Origin of the sequence: Paenibacillus sp. Marseille-Q4541, assembly GCF_018310695.1 — a bacterium.
GTDB lineage: Bacteria > Bacillota > Bacilli > Paenibacillales > Paenibacillaceae > Paenibacillus.
On record NZ_JAGXCY010000011.1, the window covers coordinates 116,858 to 135,270 of the forward strand.

General features: G+C 39.8%; 12 protein-coding genes. 11 read left to right on the plus strand and 1 reads right to left on the minus strand.

Annotation, left to right across the window (positions count from 1 at the left end; all coding sequences use genetic code 11):
* Nucleotides 1-103 precede the first annotated feature (103 nt).
* The 5 genes from KFT32_RS13810 to KFT32_RS13830 all read left to right on the plus strand — a co-directional run bounded on the left by KFT32_RS13810 (nucleotide 104) and on the right by KFT32_RS13830 (nucleotide 6,043).
* Entirely contained in the window at nucleotides 104-1,951 is a 1,848-nt protein-coding gene (locus KFT32_RS13810) for an acyltransferase family protein (protein WP_211747800.1), read from the plus strand.
* A 115-nt stretch (nucleotides 1,952-2,066) separates the two neighbouring features.
* Nucleotides 2,067-2,570, plus strand: coding sequence for an RNA polymerase sigma factor (locus tag KFT32_RS13815; protein WP_211747801.1), 504 nt, complete (start codon nucleotides 2,067-2,069; stop codon nucleotides 2,568-2,570).
* A gap of 5 nt (nucleotides 2,571-2,575) precedes the next feature.
* Nucleotides 2,576-3,463, plus strand: a complete 888-nt coding sequence (rsiV, locus tag KFT32_RS13820) for an anti-sigma-V factor RsiV (protein WP_211747802.1) — start codon at nucleotides 2,576-2,578, stop codon at nucleotides 3,461-3,463.
* Nucleotides 3,464-3,630: 167 nt separating this feature from the next.
* Nucleotides 3,631-5,298 (plus strand): L-lactate permease, encoded by a 1,668-nt coding sequence (locus tag KFT32_RS13825; RefSeq protein ID WP_211747803.1) that lies wholly within the window; start codon nucleotides 3,631-3,633, stop codon nucleotides 5,296-5,298.
* A 238-nt stretch (nucleotides 5,299-5,536) separates the two neighbouring features.
* Nucleotides 5,537-6,043: a DUF6944 family repetitive protein gene (locus tag KFT32_RS13830; protein WP_211747804.1), complete on the plus strand. Its 507-nt coding sequence runs from the start codon at nucleotides 5,537-5,539 to the stop codon at nucleotides 6,041-6,043.
* A gap of 77 nt (nucleotides 6,044-6,120) precedes the next feature.
* Here the strand turns inward: KFT32_RS13830 and KFT32_RS13835 are convergent, their stop codons facing one another.
* Nucleotides 6,121-8,244: a serine hydrolase domain-containing protein gene (locus KFT32_RS13835; protein ID WP_211747805.1), complete on the minus strand. Its 2,124-nt coding sequence runs from the start codon at nucleotides 8,242-8,244 to the stop codon at nucleotides 6,121-6,123.
* A gap of 513 nt (nucleotides 8,245-8,757) precedes the next feature.
* Between KFT32_RS13835 and KFT32_RS13840 the strand changes: the two genes are divergently transcribed.
* The 6 genes from KFT32_RS13840 to KFT32_RS13865 all read left to right on the plus strand — a co-directional run bounded on the left by KFT32_RS13840 (nucleotide 8,758) and on the right by KFT32_RS13865 (nucleotide 18,258).
* Nucleotides 8,758-10,536 carry a methyl-accepting chemotaxis protein gene (locus KFT32_RS13840; RefSeq protein ID WP_249435880.1) on the plus strand — a complete coding sequence of 593 codons (1,779 nt, stop codon included), beginning with the start codon at nucleotides 8,758-8,760 and terminating at the stop codon, nucleotides 10,534-10,536.
* 17 nt (nucleotides 10,537-10,553) lie between these two features.
* On the plus strand, nucleotides 10,554-14,270 hold the full coding sequence (locus tag KFT32_RS13845) for a non-ribosomal peptide synthetase family protein (RefSeq protein ID WP_211747806.1): 3,717 nt from the start codon (nucleotides 10,554-10,556) through the stop codon (nucleotides 14,268-14,270).
* Between the two features lie 179 nt (nucleotides 14,271-14,449).
* Nucleotides 14,450-15,307 (plus strand): PhzF family phenazine biosynthesis protein, encoded by an 858-nt coding sequence (locus KFT32_RS13850; RefSeq protein ID WP_211747807.1) that lies wholly within the window; start codon nucleotides 14,450-14,452, stop codon nucleotides 15,305-15,307.
* 184 nt (nucleotides 15,308-15,491) lie between these two features.
* Entirely contained in the window at nucleotides 15,492-15,971 is a 480-nt protein-coding gene (locus tag KFT32_RS13855; RefSeq protein WP_211747808.1) for a DUF6530 family protein, read from the plus strand.
* Between the two features lie 56 nt (nucleotides 15,972-16,027).
* Nucleotides 16,028-17,164, plus strand: coding sequence for an AAA family ATPase (locus tag KFT32_RS13860; protein WP_211747809.1), 1,137 nt, complete (start codon nucleotides 16,028-16,030; stop codon nucleotides 17,162-17,164).
* A 2-nt stretch (nucleotides 17,165-17,166) separates the two neighbouring features.
* Nucleotides 17,167-18,258 (plus strand): vWA domain-containing protein, encoded by a 1,092-nt coding sequence (locus KFT32_RS13865; RefSeq protein WP_249435881.1) that lies wholly within the window; start codon nucleotides 17,167-17,169, stop codon nucleotides 18,256-18,258.
* Nucleotides 18,259-18,413 lie beyond the last annotated feature (155 nt).

Genomic DNA, 18,413 nt, shown 5'->3' on the forward strand with positions numbered 1-18,413 from the left:
GACGAAGTCTTTTTTATGCAAAAAAATTAATGATCCACCAAACTTTTTTGCCCCTTTCATTCGTCTTGCATATGTAACCTAATAAAAGTAAGGATGATACATCATGAATAACATCAAGAATGTAACAGAAAAACGCTATATGCCAGGATTAGATGGACTAAGAGCCATTTCGGTGCTTGCTGTCATGGCATACCACTTAAATGTGGAGTGGGCATCGGGTGGTCTACTTGGAGTAGCCATCTTTTTTGTGCTCTCCGGGTACCTTATTACGGACCAAATTCTGCTCCAATGGAAAAAGGACGGAAGACTTCATCTTACAAATTTCTGGATACGGAGAGCAAAAAGATTAATTCCATCGATGTTTGTGATGCTTATTTTTGTAGCCGTATGGCTTCTCATTTCAGATCCTTCAAGACTGTCCGCTTTGAAAGGGGATTTTGCTTCAGCAGCTTTTTATGTAAACAACTGGTACCTTATCTTTCATGATATTTCTTATTTTGAAAGTTTTGGACCTCAGTCACCCATAGGTCACTTATGGTCCCTTGCGATAGAAGAGCAGTTTTACATGTTGTGGCCACTACTCCTATTTGGACTGCTGCATGTAACAAGACAGAGAGGTAAACTTTTTCTCATCATTATGACAGGGAGTATCGTGTCAGCACTTGCGATGATGATTCTGTACACTCCGGGTACAGATCCTAGCAGAGTTTACTACGGAACAGATACGCGTGCTTTTGGTTTACTTATCGGAGCCGCACTTGCGGTTATTTGGCCAAGTGTACCTGCAAGGAGTAGAGTTTTCGGCACCCACTCTAATTGGATGGACATGACAGGTGTACTTCTACTGGCGATTCTTTTGTGTATGATTGTCTATACTGATGAGTATGGAAGCTTTCTGTATGAAGGTGGGTTGTTTCTAGTATCTATACTGACCGCCTTGCTGATCGCCATACTTGCCCATCCGCACAGCAGAATCGCGAAAATGATGGGACTTCGGCCTTTAAGATGGATTGGAGTGAGGTCATATAGTCTTTATGTATGGCATTATCCGATCATGGTGCTTACTTCTTCAAATGTGAATACGGATCAGGGAAGTATGGTTCGAATCATTTTGCAGATCCTAGCGAGCTTCTTGTTCGCTGCCGTTTCTTATACGTACATAGAAGAACCGATACGACGCGGCACATTCCGTAATATTTGGAAGCGAGGCAGTTTGAAAAGAGCACTGACATATCGACCTTTTCTTCTCATTGTCGCGAGTCCCTTATTATTAGTTCCTGTCTCTTGTAGTGTTCATAAATTGACGGAGGCAGATCTAAACGATGCAATAGAGCAAAGGAATCCACCCGTTGTAACTACAGAAACACCTGAGGAATCTAATGTACCTTCGATTACAGAACAACCTATCATTCATGATGAACCGGCGAATTCAGAATCTTTGGACAATCAAGATGCGTCATCAGCAGAGACTCAGTTACAAGGAGATGAGATCACTCTTATTGGGGATTCCGTTATTTTGGATGCATCGCCGTTTTTGAAGAAAAGTGTGCCAGGTATTGTCATTGACGGGAAAGTAGGCAGACAAATGTCTGCAGCGACGGATGTTGTTAATGAACTGCGAGCAAAAGGAAGACTTGGTAACGATGTCGTGATTGAGCTAGGTACGAATGGAGCTTTTACAGAAAAGCAGTTAGCAGAGTTACTGGACTCTTTGGATGACGTGGAACATATTGTTCTTGTAAATACAAGAGTACCTCGTAAATGGCAGAATCGGGTGAATACAATATTATCTGAAGCTGCCGAGAAAAATGAGAAAGTTACATTGCTCGATTGGTATGCCGCCAGCGAAGGAAAGCCATTTTTTTATGATGATGGTGTTCATTTAAAAAGAGAGGGTGCAGAGTATTATGCTTCGCTCCTTATCAAAACGTTGCAGGAACTGCATAAATAGATGATATTTTACTCACTCTAATTTCCAGTTTTAAAAACAAACTTTTTCATAGTTCTTAAACGTCTTACCTTTAAACAGAAAGAACTTAAGGAGAGAGCAGGGTTATTACGTTGATATGTTTAACAAACAAAAAGAGAAATGGCTGACAAAATGTATTACCGATAATAAGGAGAATGTGTACCGAATTGCTTACAGTTATGTGAAGAACAAAGAAGATGCACTTGATATTGTGCAGGAATCCATATACAAATCTCTATGTCACGTGGAAACTATCCATAATCCAGAGTCAGTCAAAAGCTGGTTTTATCGAATTGTAGTGAACACTTCACTTGATTTTTTACGGAAACACAAAAAAGAAGTCATTACGGACGACGGACAGCTGGAACTACACTTAGAAGGCACTACAGATCGCTACGAAAATATGGATTTAGTGAAGACGCTGGATGAACTACCTCCGAAATACCGCACTGTCATTATACTTCGCTTTTTTGAGGATATGAAAATTGAAGAAGTAGCAGAAGTGCTTGAGGTAAATGTCAATACAGTAAAAACGAGGCTTTATCAAGCATTGAAATTGATCAGATCATCGGATTTCATTCAACATTATGGAGAGGAATAACTCAAATGACGAAACCTAATTTAGAAAAAATGAAGCAGGTTTATTCAGAAACAAAGATTCCAGGGGAACTTGATTTCGTCGTGAACCGTGCATTGAGATCGAATCGCAAATCGATACGTAAACGGTTGTACTCCCGAATGGTTGCAGGAACTTGTGCTGCCGTTCTTGTGATTGCGATTGGAATCAATATGAGTACAACGGTTGCCAATGCTGTAGCATTGGTACCTGGACTTGAAGGGTTAGTTAAAGTGATTTCCTTAAAAACTTATCAAGTTGACGGTCCAAACCAGGATATCGATATGGAAGTTCCACAGATAACGAACCTTGATAATAAAGAACTGGAAAGTGGATTAAATGAGAAATATCTAGAAGAAAATAAACAGCTTTATCTTGATTTTCAGAAAGAAATGGATGGTTTAAAGAACAAGAAGGAGACTCATGCAGGGATAACTACGGGATATGAAATTGTAACTGACAACGAGCAGATTTTTTCCATTTTGCGTTACACTGAAAATGTGACGGCATCCACTGCTACTACATTGCAATATGATACGATTGATAAACAAAATCAAGTACTTATTACTTTACCTAGCCTCTTCAAAGATGAACAGTATATGGAGATTATTAGTGCCAACATTAAAGAGCAGATGAAGGAGCAAATGAAAACAGATCCTGAGAAGTATTACTGGATAAAAGGGGAAGATTTGAATAACCCGGAAGAGGGATTTGAAATGATTCAACCTGAACAAAGTTTCTATATTAATAGGAATGGGAAATTAGTGATTGTTTTTAATGATTACGAAGTTGCGCCTGGATATATGGGGACGGTCGAATTTGAAATTCCAACGGATCGGATTGAAAAGGAACTCGCTAGTCTTACCTATATTAAGTAAGGTACATGCTGACATGAGTCTGAAGCACAAAGATGAAATTCGTCTTTGTGCTTTTTTTTGTATTTTATGAACTAATGATTCGGAATAATGGCTGGGAACGACTTAGAAAGTGAAATTTAGGGAATATTTAATATTACACTTCGAGTACGAGTAAAGGGGTAAATAACTTGAATTTTCTTGAATTAATTACGGCAGCTATGCCGATTCTTTCGGTGTTGGTTTTCTTGGTTGTCTTACGTATGCCTGCTACCGTAGCTATGCCGCTCAGTTTTGCGGTAACTGCTGTGCTCGCATACTTTGTATGGGATATGCCGCTATTGAACCTTACAGCATCTGCACTAGAAGGGATATTTGTCACACTTACCGTGTTGTTTATTATATTTGGAGCGATTTTGCTTCTGAATACCCTGACTCATGGGGGAGCACTTGCCGTGATTCGGGAAGGATTTATGAACATCTCGGCTGATATGCGAGTTCAAGTTATTATCGTAGCTTGGTGTTTTGGTGGTTTTATTGAAGGAGCTGCCGGTTTTGGTACGCCTGCCGCCATTGCTGCCCCATTGCTGTTAGCGCTTGGATTTCCTCCGCTTGCGGCTGTTGTTGTTGCACTCATTGCAGATAGCACTCCGGTAGCCTTTGGGGCGGTAGGTACTACTTTTAATGTTGGGATTAGACAAGGTCTAGATGAAACCTCTCCTGTTTTCATGAACTATTTAACTGAACAAGGTATGGATTTGAACGGTTTTTTGCAAGCGATCGCTATACGTCTAACCCAAATAGATATTATCATCGGTACCTTTATTCCTCTGATCCTGGTCATTGTAATCACGAAAGTATTCGGAAAAAACAAGTCCTTTAAGGAAGGATTTGAGATGGCACCTTTTGCGATTTTTGCAGGACTGACCTATACATTAACCGCAGCTTTTGTAGCTACTTTTGTAGGTTTTGAGTTTCCATCCCTTCTAGGAGCTCTAGTCAGTCTCATCGTTGTTGTCTTTGCAGCGAAAAATGGGTTTTTACTACCGAAAGGGGAGCCTTGGTGTAAATTTGGGCCTTCCGAGTATGTCAAAATAGAAGAAAAAGCGGAAGAAGAACAAGAAGCAGCAGGTCATTCCCTATCGCTGGTAAAGGCTTGGATTCCCTATATTCTTATCGCAGTACTTCTTGTTTTGACTCGAGTTATTAAACCTTTACAGCGCTGGTTACAAGGAATAACCATCTCCTGGAATGATATTATAGGGACGGGGATTAGTCAGAGTTGGCAAATTTTATATTCGCCTGGATTCATATTTCTGCTAGTTATAGCGGTCACTGTGGTCTTACATCAGATTCCAAAAAAGAAAATGAAATTAGCCTTCACTGAAGCTGCGGGTTCCATGGTAGGAACAGCCATCGCATTAGTATTCTCTACGGCAATGGTACGTATTTTCTTGAACTCCGGAATTGAGGGTGCTGCCTTACAAAGTATGCCAACTGAACTTGCGCAGCTCGCATCCAATCTGTTCGGTGGTGCATGGCCAATAGCTGCTCCATTCATCGGAACACTCGGTGCATTCGTCTCTGGGAGTGGAACGTTCAGTAACATGATGTTCAGTTCATTGCAATTCGATGTAGCTACCGTAAATGGATTTGCCCCAGATCTTATTCTTGCTTTACAGGCCATGGGAGCCGCCGCAGGAAATATGATCTGTGTTAGTAATGTCGTAGCTGTATCGGCCGTAGTTGGGGTACTCGGTAAGGAAGGGCAGATCATTAGACTAGCATTAATACCAAACTTGTTTTATGTCATTTTGTCCGGTGTCATTGCTATGTTGATCGCTATGGTGTTCATTTAATCAAAGAATGAGTCTATTCACCATGTATTTTAAAAAAATTGGAAAGAAGCGGCTGAACTCGTTCAGTCGCTTCTTTCCTTTTTATTGTGATTATATTTACATATTGGATCGGTGCACTACTCATTCCTTTGATAAGACAAGCTTAGAACAAGCAACCAAATTTCCTAAAAGTAAAGACCAATCTCTTATTCATACATATAATAAAATATCTTATTTGTGAGAGAAGGGAGGTAATACAATGGCCCAGGGCATAGAAAGTATTGGTCTATGGATTGCGGCCTTGGGAACCACGCTAATCGCTTCCGTCTCAAATGAAGGGGAAACCTCAAAATTATATGTAATTGGTACGTGCGCAGCCGCTTTAGGGGCTATACTATCTGCATTGGCGTCAACCAAGACAGTGAAGATCAGGAAGATGGAAAGAGAAAGGCTTGAAAAACGAGGAACCTTTCTAAGAGCTGTTGGCTTCGCTTTAGTGGCAGAAGCAAGAGGCATATCCAGCAGTATCCGTGTTGCAGCTTCCTTTAGATCCATTGGTAATGCAGTAGCGTTGTTAGGTCTTCAGCTGCCTGAATCGAATAATAAAAGAGAGAAACTCATAGAAGAAGGCAATTTATTGGCTGTACTAGGGGGAACCTATGAAATTGCGGAAGCTGAAAAACCAACCACCAGAGTTGAACGAATTCGCTACTATGGAAATATTCTAGAGACAGTCGGAGATGCACTCAGTATAAATATAGAATAAAAATAAACAGTCTTTTCCGGTAGACGAATTAACGTTCTGGGAAAAGACTGTTTTTTTATTCATTACTTAATCTTTAATCAATCATTACCCTTGCTATCCGCTTGCGCATTTTCCTGCGTAGCAGAAAGTGCTGCAGCAATCTGATCGGTTGGTTGTGTTAGCAATTGGTACATAAGAGCTGCTACTTCTTGACGAATGAGTGGTTTGCGAGATTGATAATTTGCTGTACCATCCTCTTGTACTTTGACCTCGGGACCATAGAGTCCTAGCCCAACCATCATTTGAACTGCAGGTACAGCCCATGTATCTGTTTCTCCAGAGAGCTTTACATGACTGAATAATTGTTCGGGGTATTGCTGTTTGTAAATTCTCCATAACATCACTGCTGCCTCTTGACGCGTAATGACTCGATCAGGATTGAACTGCTTCTCATCTGCCCCTTCAATCATGCCAATCTCATAACCTGCCTGGATGTAACCGGCAGCAGAATGACTTGCCCAATCACTTTCAGGTTCTGGTGGCGTTTTGCTTCCTGGAATGCCGCTGATTTCAAGAATTTGCGTGATAAACTCCGCACGAGTCATCGCATTTCTTGGTTTGAAATCGGTAGTAGCATCATTTGGATAATGTCCTAGTGATTGTAGTCCATAAATATATTTTGCATAAGCACTGCCTGGATGGACATCTTTGTAACCTGCTGCTTTGACTCCTTTTTGTTCATATCCGAGTGGGTTTAAATAAGGTTCTTTCATATAGATACTTCCGTTTGCATTTTCTTTGAAACCAGTGAATTGGCCACTGAGTTCATCCATGAATAAATTATCGTCCACTTGAATCAAGGTACGAGACCCGATAAAAGCGTCAGATATCTCCATTTTTCCTGTCTGTTTATTGTCACCAGAAAGTTTGCTCACGATCGTTTTCAGACGAAGATCAGAGTATAGTCCTGCAAATCGTTCTAACTCCTCGGGTGTCTGTGGTTCGAACTTACCTAACTCCGCTGGTTTTGCATACTCGGGAAAGAAAGTTGAGATGAAAGCAGGGTAGAACAGATTCCGTAAAGCTCCAGTTTGGTTGTAAGTAAGGAAGACGCCTGTATTTTGTTCAGGAATAAGGAATAGATAAGAGCTGAACCCAATGAGGTCGCCTGCTTTAGTAATAATTTTGGAGCTGCTTCCTGCTCCAGGAATTTGGAAAGGTGCTTCAAAGCCATAAGTGGTATCTGGTAATAACGGATGAACTTCGGAGCGGTAGGTTTCCATACTTTTAACGGTCGCATCACTTAGTACGCGAGTATTCCCGTTAGTACCTCCATTCAGAAATGCAATCATAAATTTACCGATATCCTCTGCTGTAGACATCATGCCCCCTTGAGGCAATGGGTTAGGAGAAAGTGCGTATAAATCAATGGGATTATGAGCTGCATCATACGCAGTGGATAGTTGATTTTTAAATTTATCCGTCAGCATAAAATCACTGTTCTGCATACCAAGAGGCTCAAATACGTGCTGCTGCATATAGGCTTCAAATGGTTCACCACTGACTTTCTGGACAACCAGTCCAAGCAGCAAGGACGCGAAGTTATCATACATATAGGAACTGCCTGGTTCTCGTACGACCGGAGGCATATGTTCACGAACATAGTCCTCAATGGATATGTATTTATCGAAATCAGCATGAATATCTTCTGCCTGAGGATCACGTATTTCAAACCCCGTTGTATGTGTGAGCAAATGTTCGATGGTAACTGGTTTGTCATAAGGGTTATCGAAATCAAGGCCTGTAACGTATTTTTGGAAATCTGCTTGGAGATCAATTTTTCCTTGTTCAACAAGCTGCATTACCGCAAGAGCAGTGAATGTTTTAGATACTGACGCAATACGGAAAGCCGTTGTTTTCGGATCTACAGGAGATTTTTTTTCCAAATCCGCGTAGCCATAGCCTTTTTCTGCTACAACTTTTCCATCCTTTACAATGACTACGGAAGTGCCTACATATTGAGACAAGGCTGCAGGGGAGCTGAAGAATTCGTCCAGAAAGGTTTCTGCGGTTTCAGGAGTTAAATTCTTCGTGTGAACAGCGGATGAAGAAGAAGCCGTATCTGCCTGAGCTGCGGGTGCGAATATACCCAAGAAGAGAAATAGGGCTAGAAAAACAGCAAGCAGTGGTTTAGATCGTGAAAAGGTAGGTAAAAAGTTCATGCAATCACTCCTTATGAATGGATGTATACCATAACAATGGTAGGTATCTATCTAAGTATAACAGAGCTTTGTTTCCAATAAAAGGAATGAAGAATGTTGCATAAAAAGGAAATGAAGAAAGTTGGGAGTCTATAAATAATGAATAATCATTAATTTTCATCTCTGCAATATTCAGGAAAGAGGTAATCGGATTCACGTTTCTCTATTATACGGAGGTGTCGAAATTATGAGAGAGAAACAATTCCATAGGTATTAAAAATCATTGATGATTAACCGATTAGTAATAAGGACCTATTCACAAACAAAATATTAGTATTGCAAATAGAAATCATGCGTAGTTATGTAATTAATTAACATCTCGAGTAGGGATTTATATTTGCTGTACTAAATAAGGATGCAGTTAGGGGCTGATAGCTAGATAAGATAGGATTAATACTAGAGAGGTATAAGGGTAGTCTTTTGATACCTCTTGTAAAAATGTATAGAAGTATATTGGGAGGAGAGTCACGGGAAATGAAAAAAATTAACTTTATACAAAAGATGGGGAACCTCTTTAAAAACCTAAGTATTGTTACACGGAATATGTTATTGACAAGTTGTTATATCATCATAACGGGTGCCGTCGTGATTTGGTACAGTTATTATATTCAAGGAAATGTGCTCACCAATCAGCTTCAATCAGACTCAGGAAAAACGATGGAGTCCTTGGTAAACACAGTGTCTGCCGAAGACGCAAAGGAAGCGAAGAATTCTACGGATCCAAATTCCCCTGTGCAGCAAAAATTAACCGAGCTATTTAATGAGGTACCCATTACACATCCTAATATTGCTCAAGGTTACATATTTGGTCCTGAACTTGAGGACGGGAATAAAACTTCATTCATAGCTTCATCGAATGCTCTCCATGACATATTCAAAGAAGAAAATATTTTTCTTGGTGATCTATACGAGCAACCTAAAGTGCATGCAGATGTTGTAAAAGAAATGCTGAAAACAAAAAGTCTATCCTATACGGATGCCTATACAGATAATTGGGGTACTTGGATCACCGTACTGTATCCCTTTATAGATCAGAATGGTGAAGTGTTTGCCTACATGGGGATTGATGTAGATGCTAGTTTAATTGATATAGGTAAAAAAGAGTTGCTCACTTCAACGTTAATTGCACTTTTAATCACTTTAATCATCGTACTTGTCATGCAGTATTATACGACGAAACTCTCGTTTAAACCGATTAAGGAATTAATGGGTGCTTTAGAAAAACTGAGTGATGGTAATTTCACCGTAGAATTAAAAACGAGTGACGATGAGCTTGGTCAAGTGAACGCGAAATTTAATATGACTGTGAAAAACATGAATGAACTGGTTAGAACCATTAAAGATGTATCTGAGAAATCAGCAGAGCAATCCCAGATTTTATACTCGACTGTAGAATCAAATAACAAGAATTCATCAGAGATTACAAAAAACATGAACGAGATGTCTGAAAGTGTGGACTTGCAAAGTACTTCAATTTCAGAAAGTGTAGTCTCACTCGAAGAAATAACGACAGGTGTCACAACGATTGCTGGAAATACAACAGAGTTATCTGAGATTTCTTTACATATGAAAGAGCAGTCTGAGTTAGGTAATCACAATATTGAGCGAGTCATTGAACAAATGAACTCTATTAATCATTCTGTTAAGAATTCAGTAAATATTATTGAAAAGTTACAGAATCGCTCTGAGGAAATCGGACAAATCGTACAAGTCATTACTGAGATTGCGGCACAGACGAATTTATTGTCTTTAAATGCAAGTATTGAAGCAGCTCGTGCTGGTGAGGAAGGGCGAGGTTTTGCGGTTGTAGCTGGAGAAGTAAAAAAATTATCCGAGGAATCCAAGAAGTCCGCCGATCAGATTGCCGAGTTAATTCAGTTTATCCAGGATGAAACTACTTTAGCTGTTAAAGTCATCAGTGAAGGTGAAGAAAAAGTTCAAAAAGGGATTCATGTAGTAAAAGAAACAGGATCACTATTCGAAGGAATATTAATTTCGACCGATTCGGTAACGAGTCAAATTCAAGAAGTTTCTGCGGCTACACAAGAAATGGTGGCAGAGACGGAACAAATTACGGCTGCCATTAAACAAATCGCAGTTTTGGCTGAGAAAAACTCAGTAGTTTCCACTGAGATTCAAATGAGCACGCAGGAGCAACAACATACATTTGCTCAAATTTTTGAGTCTGCAGAACAACTAAATAAGGTATCAGGTGAACTGGAGACAGTCGTAGATCAATTACGAGTGAAATAATATAGGAGCTGATTTTTTTGAATACAACACTACTTATTAAACATGGTACAGAATATTGGACAAATGAATTACAACTTCCTCTGCCGGGGTTTCATATGTATACAGATTATCCGGCAATTGTTGCTGGGAGAACCATGCAGAGCTTGGATATTGTATTGGACTCGCAAGCTAGCAGTATGAACTCTATAAGTCAAAAGTACGACATCAATACATGGATGCTCTCAAGCTACATCGTATTTCTATACAGAATAAGCGGCGACAAAGATTTGTTAATTGGCGTGAAGGATAACAAGGGTGGGGTACTTCCCCTACGTGTTGTTCTAAGTGGAACAGAGACTTTCCAAGAGGTGTATGAACTCGTAGCATTGAAGCAGAAAGCGCTGGAAGAGACCGAACTAGTACTCACTGACCTAGAAGAGTTAATAGGGCAGTCTCTAACCATCCATACGCTATATGGAGATGAAATTACTCATAAGCATAGCGGGTTAAATTGGTCGGTACAACAGGAGTCAGCTGATCGCTGGTTGCTTCATATTTCCTATGCTGAAGAGCTTTTTAAAGCATCAACGATTCAAAAATTTAGTGCTAATTACTTGCATCTCTGCAATGCACTTTTTGAAGATATGAATATTTCGATTAGCCGAATTTCACTCGTTACACCAGAAGATACAGCAGCATATGTAGAGCTCAATAATACGAAGAAGCACTTTGCAATAGAACATACAATCACGTCTATACTAGCTCAAGCTGTTGGAAAATTCCCGGAGAGAATCGCGCTTTCTTTTGGAGATCAACAATTGACGTACCGTGAACTTGACAGTTTATCCAATCACACTGCAAATATGCTTATCTCTAAGGGCCTTCGTAAAGGTGAATATGTATCTATTTTTATGGAGAGAGGTCTCAATACCATTATCAGTTTATTCGGTATTATTAAAGCAGGAGGAGCCTATGTTCCTCTTGATCCTACTCACCCGGATGAAAGAAATGCCTATATTATTAGCGATACGAAGTCAGGATTCATCCTTACACAGCATGAATTCACGGCAAAGCTAGATGTACTGTTGTCAGATTTCGGTACAAAGCCGGTAATGATGTATCCTGAAACGAACCTCCTTGCAGAATCAGAGGAATCACTTGTTATGACAGACATTCATCCAGATGACATAGCTTATATTATTTATACTTCGGGGTCTACTGGCAAACCGAAGGGGGCGATCATCTCCCATAAGGGTGTTGTGAACCTAGGGATGGCAATACAGGATCAGCTGAAAATGAACGAGGAAGATATTATTATACAGTACTCTACCTTTAGCTTTGATGCATCTGTGTATGATTTGTTTGGATCGATTGCAAGCGGGTCAAGATTGCATTTGCTAGCGGATGAAGAACGTTTCTCTATCGATTCTTTCACAGCTGCCGTGAAAGAAACAGGAGCAACAAGGATTGCACTCTTACCAACCGTATTCTTTAATCAATTAGCTACCTATTTACCAGAAAATGAAACAAGCATCTATCGTAATATTAAAAGCATTGTCGTAGGAGGAGAGGGCCTCCCTGGAGAGACCGTAAGAATGTTCCAAAAGAAACTTTCCGTACCCATCGTAAATGTCTACGGACCTACAGAAATCACTGCAGTTGCGACAGGACATGTCATTAATTATGAGCTCCCTGAGCATATAGCTACTGTATGTATCGGGAAACCACTGGCTAACTATGAATTATTCGTTGTTGATGAAAATAATGAGCTGTGCCCAACCTGTGTAACGGGTGAACTGCTTATTAGTTCGATTGGTGTTGCGAAGGGGTATTTGAATCAACCAGAGAAAACAAGGGAAGTGTTTATCCCAGATCCAATTACTCCAGATTCCGGCCGAACAGTCTATCGTACTGGGGATCTCGTTCGTCTCCTGCCAAATGGTGAAGTGGAGTACAGAGGAAGAAAAGATTCACAAGTGAAAATAAGGGGATTCCGGATTGAAATCGGTGAAATTGAAGATAACCTAGCGAAACATGATCTCGTGAAGGAAATCGCAGTAATTGCAAGACCTGATGCAGATGGGATTAAAATTTTGGTTGGATTTTACACGACCAATGATGGACAAGTTATTCCTCACTCTGAATTGGTACAATTCTTAAGCAAAAAGGTTCCAAATTACATGATTCCTAAATACTTTAGCCATTTGGAACAAATGCCATTATCACCAACAGGCAAAATGGATCGCAAAAAACTAGCTCTGTTCGAAATCAATATAGATCATGAAGATGCTACATATGAAGCTCCTGAGAATGAATTACAAAAGCAAGTAAGCTTAGCTTGGGAGAAAGCGCTAGGTCAAACAAGAATCGGGATTCATGACGACTTTTTTGAAATTGGGGGATACTCTTTAAAAATACTGGAGATTCTGGTTATTTTGAAACCACATTATCCTCAGCTTAAAATTAACGATTTCTTTGTATATCCTACGATTGCGAAATTGTCAGAGCGGATTGAAGAGATTGGAAGAAATAATTCAATCCAAGAAACTACTGGCTTTGCTGATCTTCCGATCCAGGATTTGATCGAATATCCGTTAACTTTCGGGACAGCGGAAGAAAATACACTCGACTTGTCTAAACAGACTAACATTCTGCTCACAGGTGCTACCGGTTATTTAGGATCTCATCTGTTATATGAGTTGTTGCTTAAGACTGACGCAGTATTGTATTGCCTCGTTCGTCCTTCAGGTGAGCAAGGGGCATTCGAGCGTTTGGTACAGGTCATGACAGGTTATTTTGGTAGCTCGATTGCAGAGATTATGGAGAAACGTGTCTTGGCAATACAGGGGGATTTATCACAAGATAACCTTGGTTTCAGCGAAGCTGATCGAATGCTCATTGATAAGCTTGTTGATTCTATTGTTCACTGCGGAGCAGATGTAAAACATTTTGGAGAATCCGAGCATTTTGCAAGTGTAAACGTAGAGAGCACAAGACGTCTGCTGAAACTAGCAAAAAGCAAACCAAATACGCGGTTCCATTTTATTTCTACCCTTGGCATTCCCGAGGATTTGGCTTTTAACGGACAGTGGGACTCGATCACTAAGGGAACTGGCTATGAGACTTCATTTATTGAGAATGTGTATACGAATAGTAAGCTAGAAGCTGAAAAACTAGTTGTAAAATATGGTGAGGAAGAAGGCGTGCCTGCCAGTATTTATCGAGTAGGTAATCTTTCCTGCCATTCAGATTCAGGAGTGTTCCAGAAGAATATTGATTCGAATGCGTTTTATCGGATGCTGAAAGCGATGCTCTTACTTGAGAAAACACCGAACGTAAGGTGGGAGGTTGATCTCACTCCGATTAATTACGCAGGCGAAGCCATTATAGCGTTAGCTCTACAGGAAGAAACGGTTGGCAAAGTATTTCATATTTGTAATCCGGTAACGATCTCGTATGAGCAAATGGTAGGACACTTTAAAAACTTTGGTTATGACATCACATTACTGGAACTTCAAGAGTTTGAATCTTGGCTCCTTAATCCGGAAGAACCAAAAGATCAAGCCGGGCTCGAACTCGCAATGGCTCAACTGGAAGGCGACGGAGCAAAAAATTCCTTGTATCGCTTTGCATGTCCGCAAACGGTACAGTATCTTGAAAATACAGGTGTGAGTTGTGCAGAACCGGATCATACATTTTTCCATAAATTAATCAACCATGCAGTAAACATTGGGTATTTCCCGAAAAATAAGTAAATAAGAAAACGAAAAAAGAGATCATTTATGATCTCTGAGACTGTAGACAAACTATTTTTTGAGAGATCAGATGTTAAAAAATAGTTTGTCTCTTGCTTTATAGCAAATTTATCAAACAACATTTATATGTAGTGCCTTCTATGCTACAATTTACTATAAGTGAGGAAGGCAGGTATCTTATGAAAATATCCGTTTATGTTGCAAGTGCATTTAGCAAGGATCATAAAGGAGGAAATAAAGCAGGAGTGGTATTGATTGAGAATACATTGACCACTACTCAAAAAATGGCAATAGCCAAACAACTGGGCTATGCGGAAACCGCATTTATATCAGAATCTGAAATTGCTGATTATAAATTTGAGTATTTTACACCAAAAGAAGAAGTTGATTTATGTGGTCATGCCACAATTGGCTCTTTCGTGGTACTGATGCATTTAAATAAACTTTTCAGGAATCACTATACGATTGAAACGAACAGCGGTGTTCTTACTATTACCATAAAAGATGACATCATATTCATGGAACAAAATAAACCGATATTCTATGATGTTGTATCTTCAAACGAGTTGATCGACTGTTTTGACATTAAAGCTATAGACAATAAATACCCAATTCAAATTGTCTCCACGGGCTTAAAAGATATTTTAATTCCTATAAAAAGCGAAACACGATTACATGCACTGCAACCTAATTTTGAAAAAATTAAAGAAATCAGCAAGTATTATAATGTTGTCGGGATGCATCTATATACTTTTAATGACGATCGAATTATATGCAGAAATTTTGCTCCACTATACGACATCAATGAAGAAGCAGCGACTGGAACTTCAAACGGTGCATTAGCTTGCTACCTTTTTGAACAGCACTACTTGCAAAAAGAAGTCTATGTATTTGAACAAGGTTATTCTTTACACTCGCCTTCCGAAATATTAGTTAAATTAGCAACCAATAGCAAGAATGAAATAGAAAAAGTTTATGTTGGCGGCAAAGGCTATTATTGTGAAACTAAGTGTTTAAATGTAGAAAATATTGAGTGAAAATAAAAAACACCGAATAAAAAAAGAGATCATTTATGATCTCTTTTTTTTATGGATTCCGCACTTGCCAGGTTGACTCTAGAGTCGTTTAGAGATAAAATCAGCTTGTTGATTTAGTGAATTAGTAATTTAGTAAATTACTAAAATGAGATTATAAACAAAACCAATCAGTTGGAGGATTATTATGAAAATTCCTACGAGTTTGAAACATAAACCTGTTATTGTTTCTGAAAATTATGAAAACATTGATGGTCGCAAAGCGAACAACACGGATGCTAAGGGTCTTTCCCTTGGTCTTGCCCAGTGGAATGACCGTGGAAAGGTAGATATCTCTGCGAAAGTATGGCGTTATACAGGAGAAAAATGGTCCCGCCAATCGGAGGAATTGCCGATGCACCGTGTTCTTGATCTTGCCATTTTGATTTGTAGCAGCAGCTTGTATTTCCAGGATGCTTACCGTTACCCAAAACTATACGATCCCGAGAATACAACAATTGACCGGATAGGTCTTCAAGGAAGCGCGATGGACGTATCTGTATGTGAAGAGAATCCAATGATTGACGATGACATTCAATTATTCTCACAAGCGCTAAGTGAAGATGGTGAAATGATTGGAGAAAGACTTCGTGTATTGTCTAGTCTGCTGAAAGAAATGGGCTATTAAACGCTATTAAACGCTATTAAACGATTCGAAGACAATCTAAAGAAAGGAGTAATGTTATGTACACGCAAGAACATTATGTATTATCTCCAGACAGAGTCCTTACGGATGAAGAAGCAAAACTTGTCTGGCGTAAACCAAAATCTCATAAAGCCAGTGAAGAAGAAGAACGTATATGCAAAGAAATTATTCGGAATTGGAACCGCGGAGAAATGAAGATAGCCAATATACTGCTTGAAGGGGACGCAGGTTCTGGTAAAACCCAGCTTGCAAAAGCACTATCAGCAAATTTCAGGCTACCGTACACCAAGGTTACCTGTTTTGCTGATATGGATAAATCGGATGTTGTGGGAGCTATCTTGCCCGTTATTTCTTCCGAACGAGTAGCAGAACTGAGTCAGTCGGATCAAAAACTGCTACATGTTCTTTATGAAAGTGATGGTTTCCAAAGTACCACTGAAATTTTACAGGAAGCTTTTGGTTTTTCTAAAGAACAAGCATCTATTCAAATGAAGCAATTGCTGAATCGCCTGGCAGAACAACATCGTGATAATGAGGTCGTTGAATATCGCTTTTATCCTTCAGAGATTGTTCGCGCATATCAACATGGATATCTTCTTGAAATTCAGGAGCCTACGGTTATCAGAGATGCTGCTGTGCTAATGGCTTTAAACTCTGCGTTGGAGCTTGATGGGAGTATCAATCTTCCAACTGAAGTGATTACAAGGCACCCAGATTTTATTGCTGTTATAACAACGAATCGAAACTATACAGGAACAAGGCCATTAAATGAATCCTTACGCGACCGAATTCAGCATTCAGAGAAGATGGATCTGCCTTCTAGGGAAGTGATGGTTGAACGTGCCATTGCCAAAATTGGTTTTGAGGATCGGAAAGTATTAAACCTACTGGCAGATACAATTATTCTTCTCGATAAAACGGCCCGAGTGAATGCAATTAAAGGGGTAGCAGGGATGCGTTCCTTTTTCTATTGGGCTGATTCCGTTGCAGGAGGAGCTTCTGCTAAAGAATCCCTCTATCACAAGGTGATTTATAAAATAACGACAGATCCTGACGAGATCGCAATACTCGAACAAGCGCTCCAACATCAGGGGCTTGATGCGAAACTTGATGAACTTGATCACCCCGAGACTCTGCAGGGAAACGCTAAAAAAAAAGATCATCTGAAGCAATAGAAATGATGACAATGGGTGAAATTGACGAGACAGATTCTAGTCCAGCTCGTGCTGAGTTAGAAGATGGGATCGTATTGAAAAAATCGGATCAAAGTGACGCTAGTTCATCAGATCGATTTGAGAATCAGACCCGAACAGAGAGCACGGATACAACAAATGATGGGGATCCTCTTATTCATCAGTCCAATCCTGAACCAATGTCTGAGGAAACTTTGCAGAAGAACCGGGATTATCGCAAGAAAATGAATCGGAATGCACGTGAAGTTGTTTCTGATTCTATCCACAAAGGAGTTAAACTCATTGTTCATCGGCCTGAATACGACGTAGAGCAGCAACTTCAATATGACAAAATAAGTAAAGACATGATGCCTATCGTTCGGGAAATTGCGAGAAAGACAATGCCATTGTTAGAGCATGAAGTTTCTGTAGATTACCGTAAAAACCAATTCTATGGAACCAAATTTCAAGCAGAGAGCACGGCACGAAAAGATTTTAGATATTTTAGCAAGAAGACCCCGCCCTCTGAATCTCCATCACTCGTAGTGGGGATCCGAGTGGATGAATCGGCATCGATGTCTGCATTTGGAAGATTGGATGCAGCCAAAAGGGCAGTCCTTGCTGTATATGAATTTTGCCGGATCTGTAATATTCCCGTCTTGATATATGGGGATACAGCCGATGTTTCTAAGATGGAACAGATGTCTATATACGCATATACAGATTATGATAACCCGGATCCGTATGACCGCTATCGATTAATGGGCATCAAGGGACGAAGTAATAATAGGGACGGAATGGCTTTGCGCATTATCGCAGATCGTTTAGCCACGTCGAATCACCAGACGAAGCTGATCATCAGTATAAGTGACGGGCAGCCCAAAGCAATGGATAACTATACGGGTTCTTATGCCACTAGAGACATGCAGCAGACGATTGCTGAATATGAACGCAAGGGTGTAACTTTTATTGCCGCTGCAATAGGACAGGACAAAGAGGTTATCAGTGAAATATATGGTGCCGATCGGTTTTTGGATCTCACGAACCTACAAGAACTTCCGGTTAAGCTGGTTCGTCTGATTTCAAGGTATTTATAATAAGTAAAAAAAACGACTCTTAATGAAGGGTCGTTTTTTTATTTTAGGTTGAACAATACATGAAATAACTGGTGACTAAGGAGGGGAAGCTATAAAGCAGACCTTGTAAATGATAAATGTTATAGATCTTAGAGTTTCATCATCTTGTCGTACAT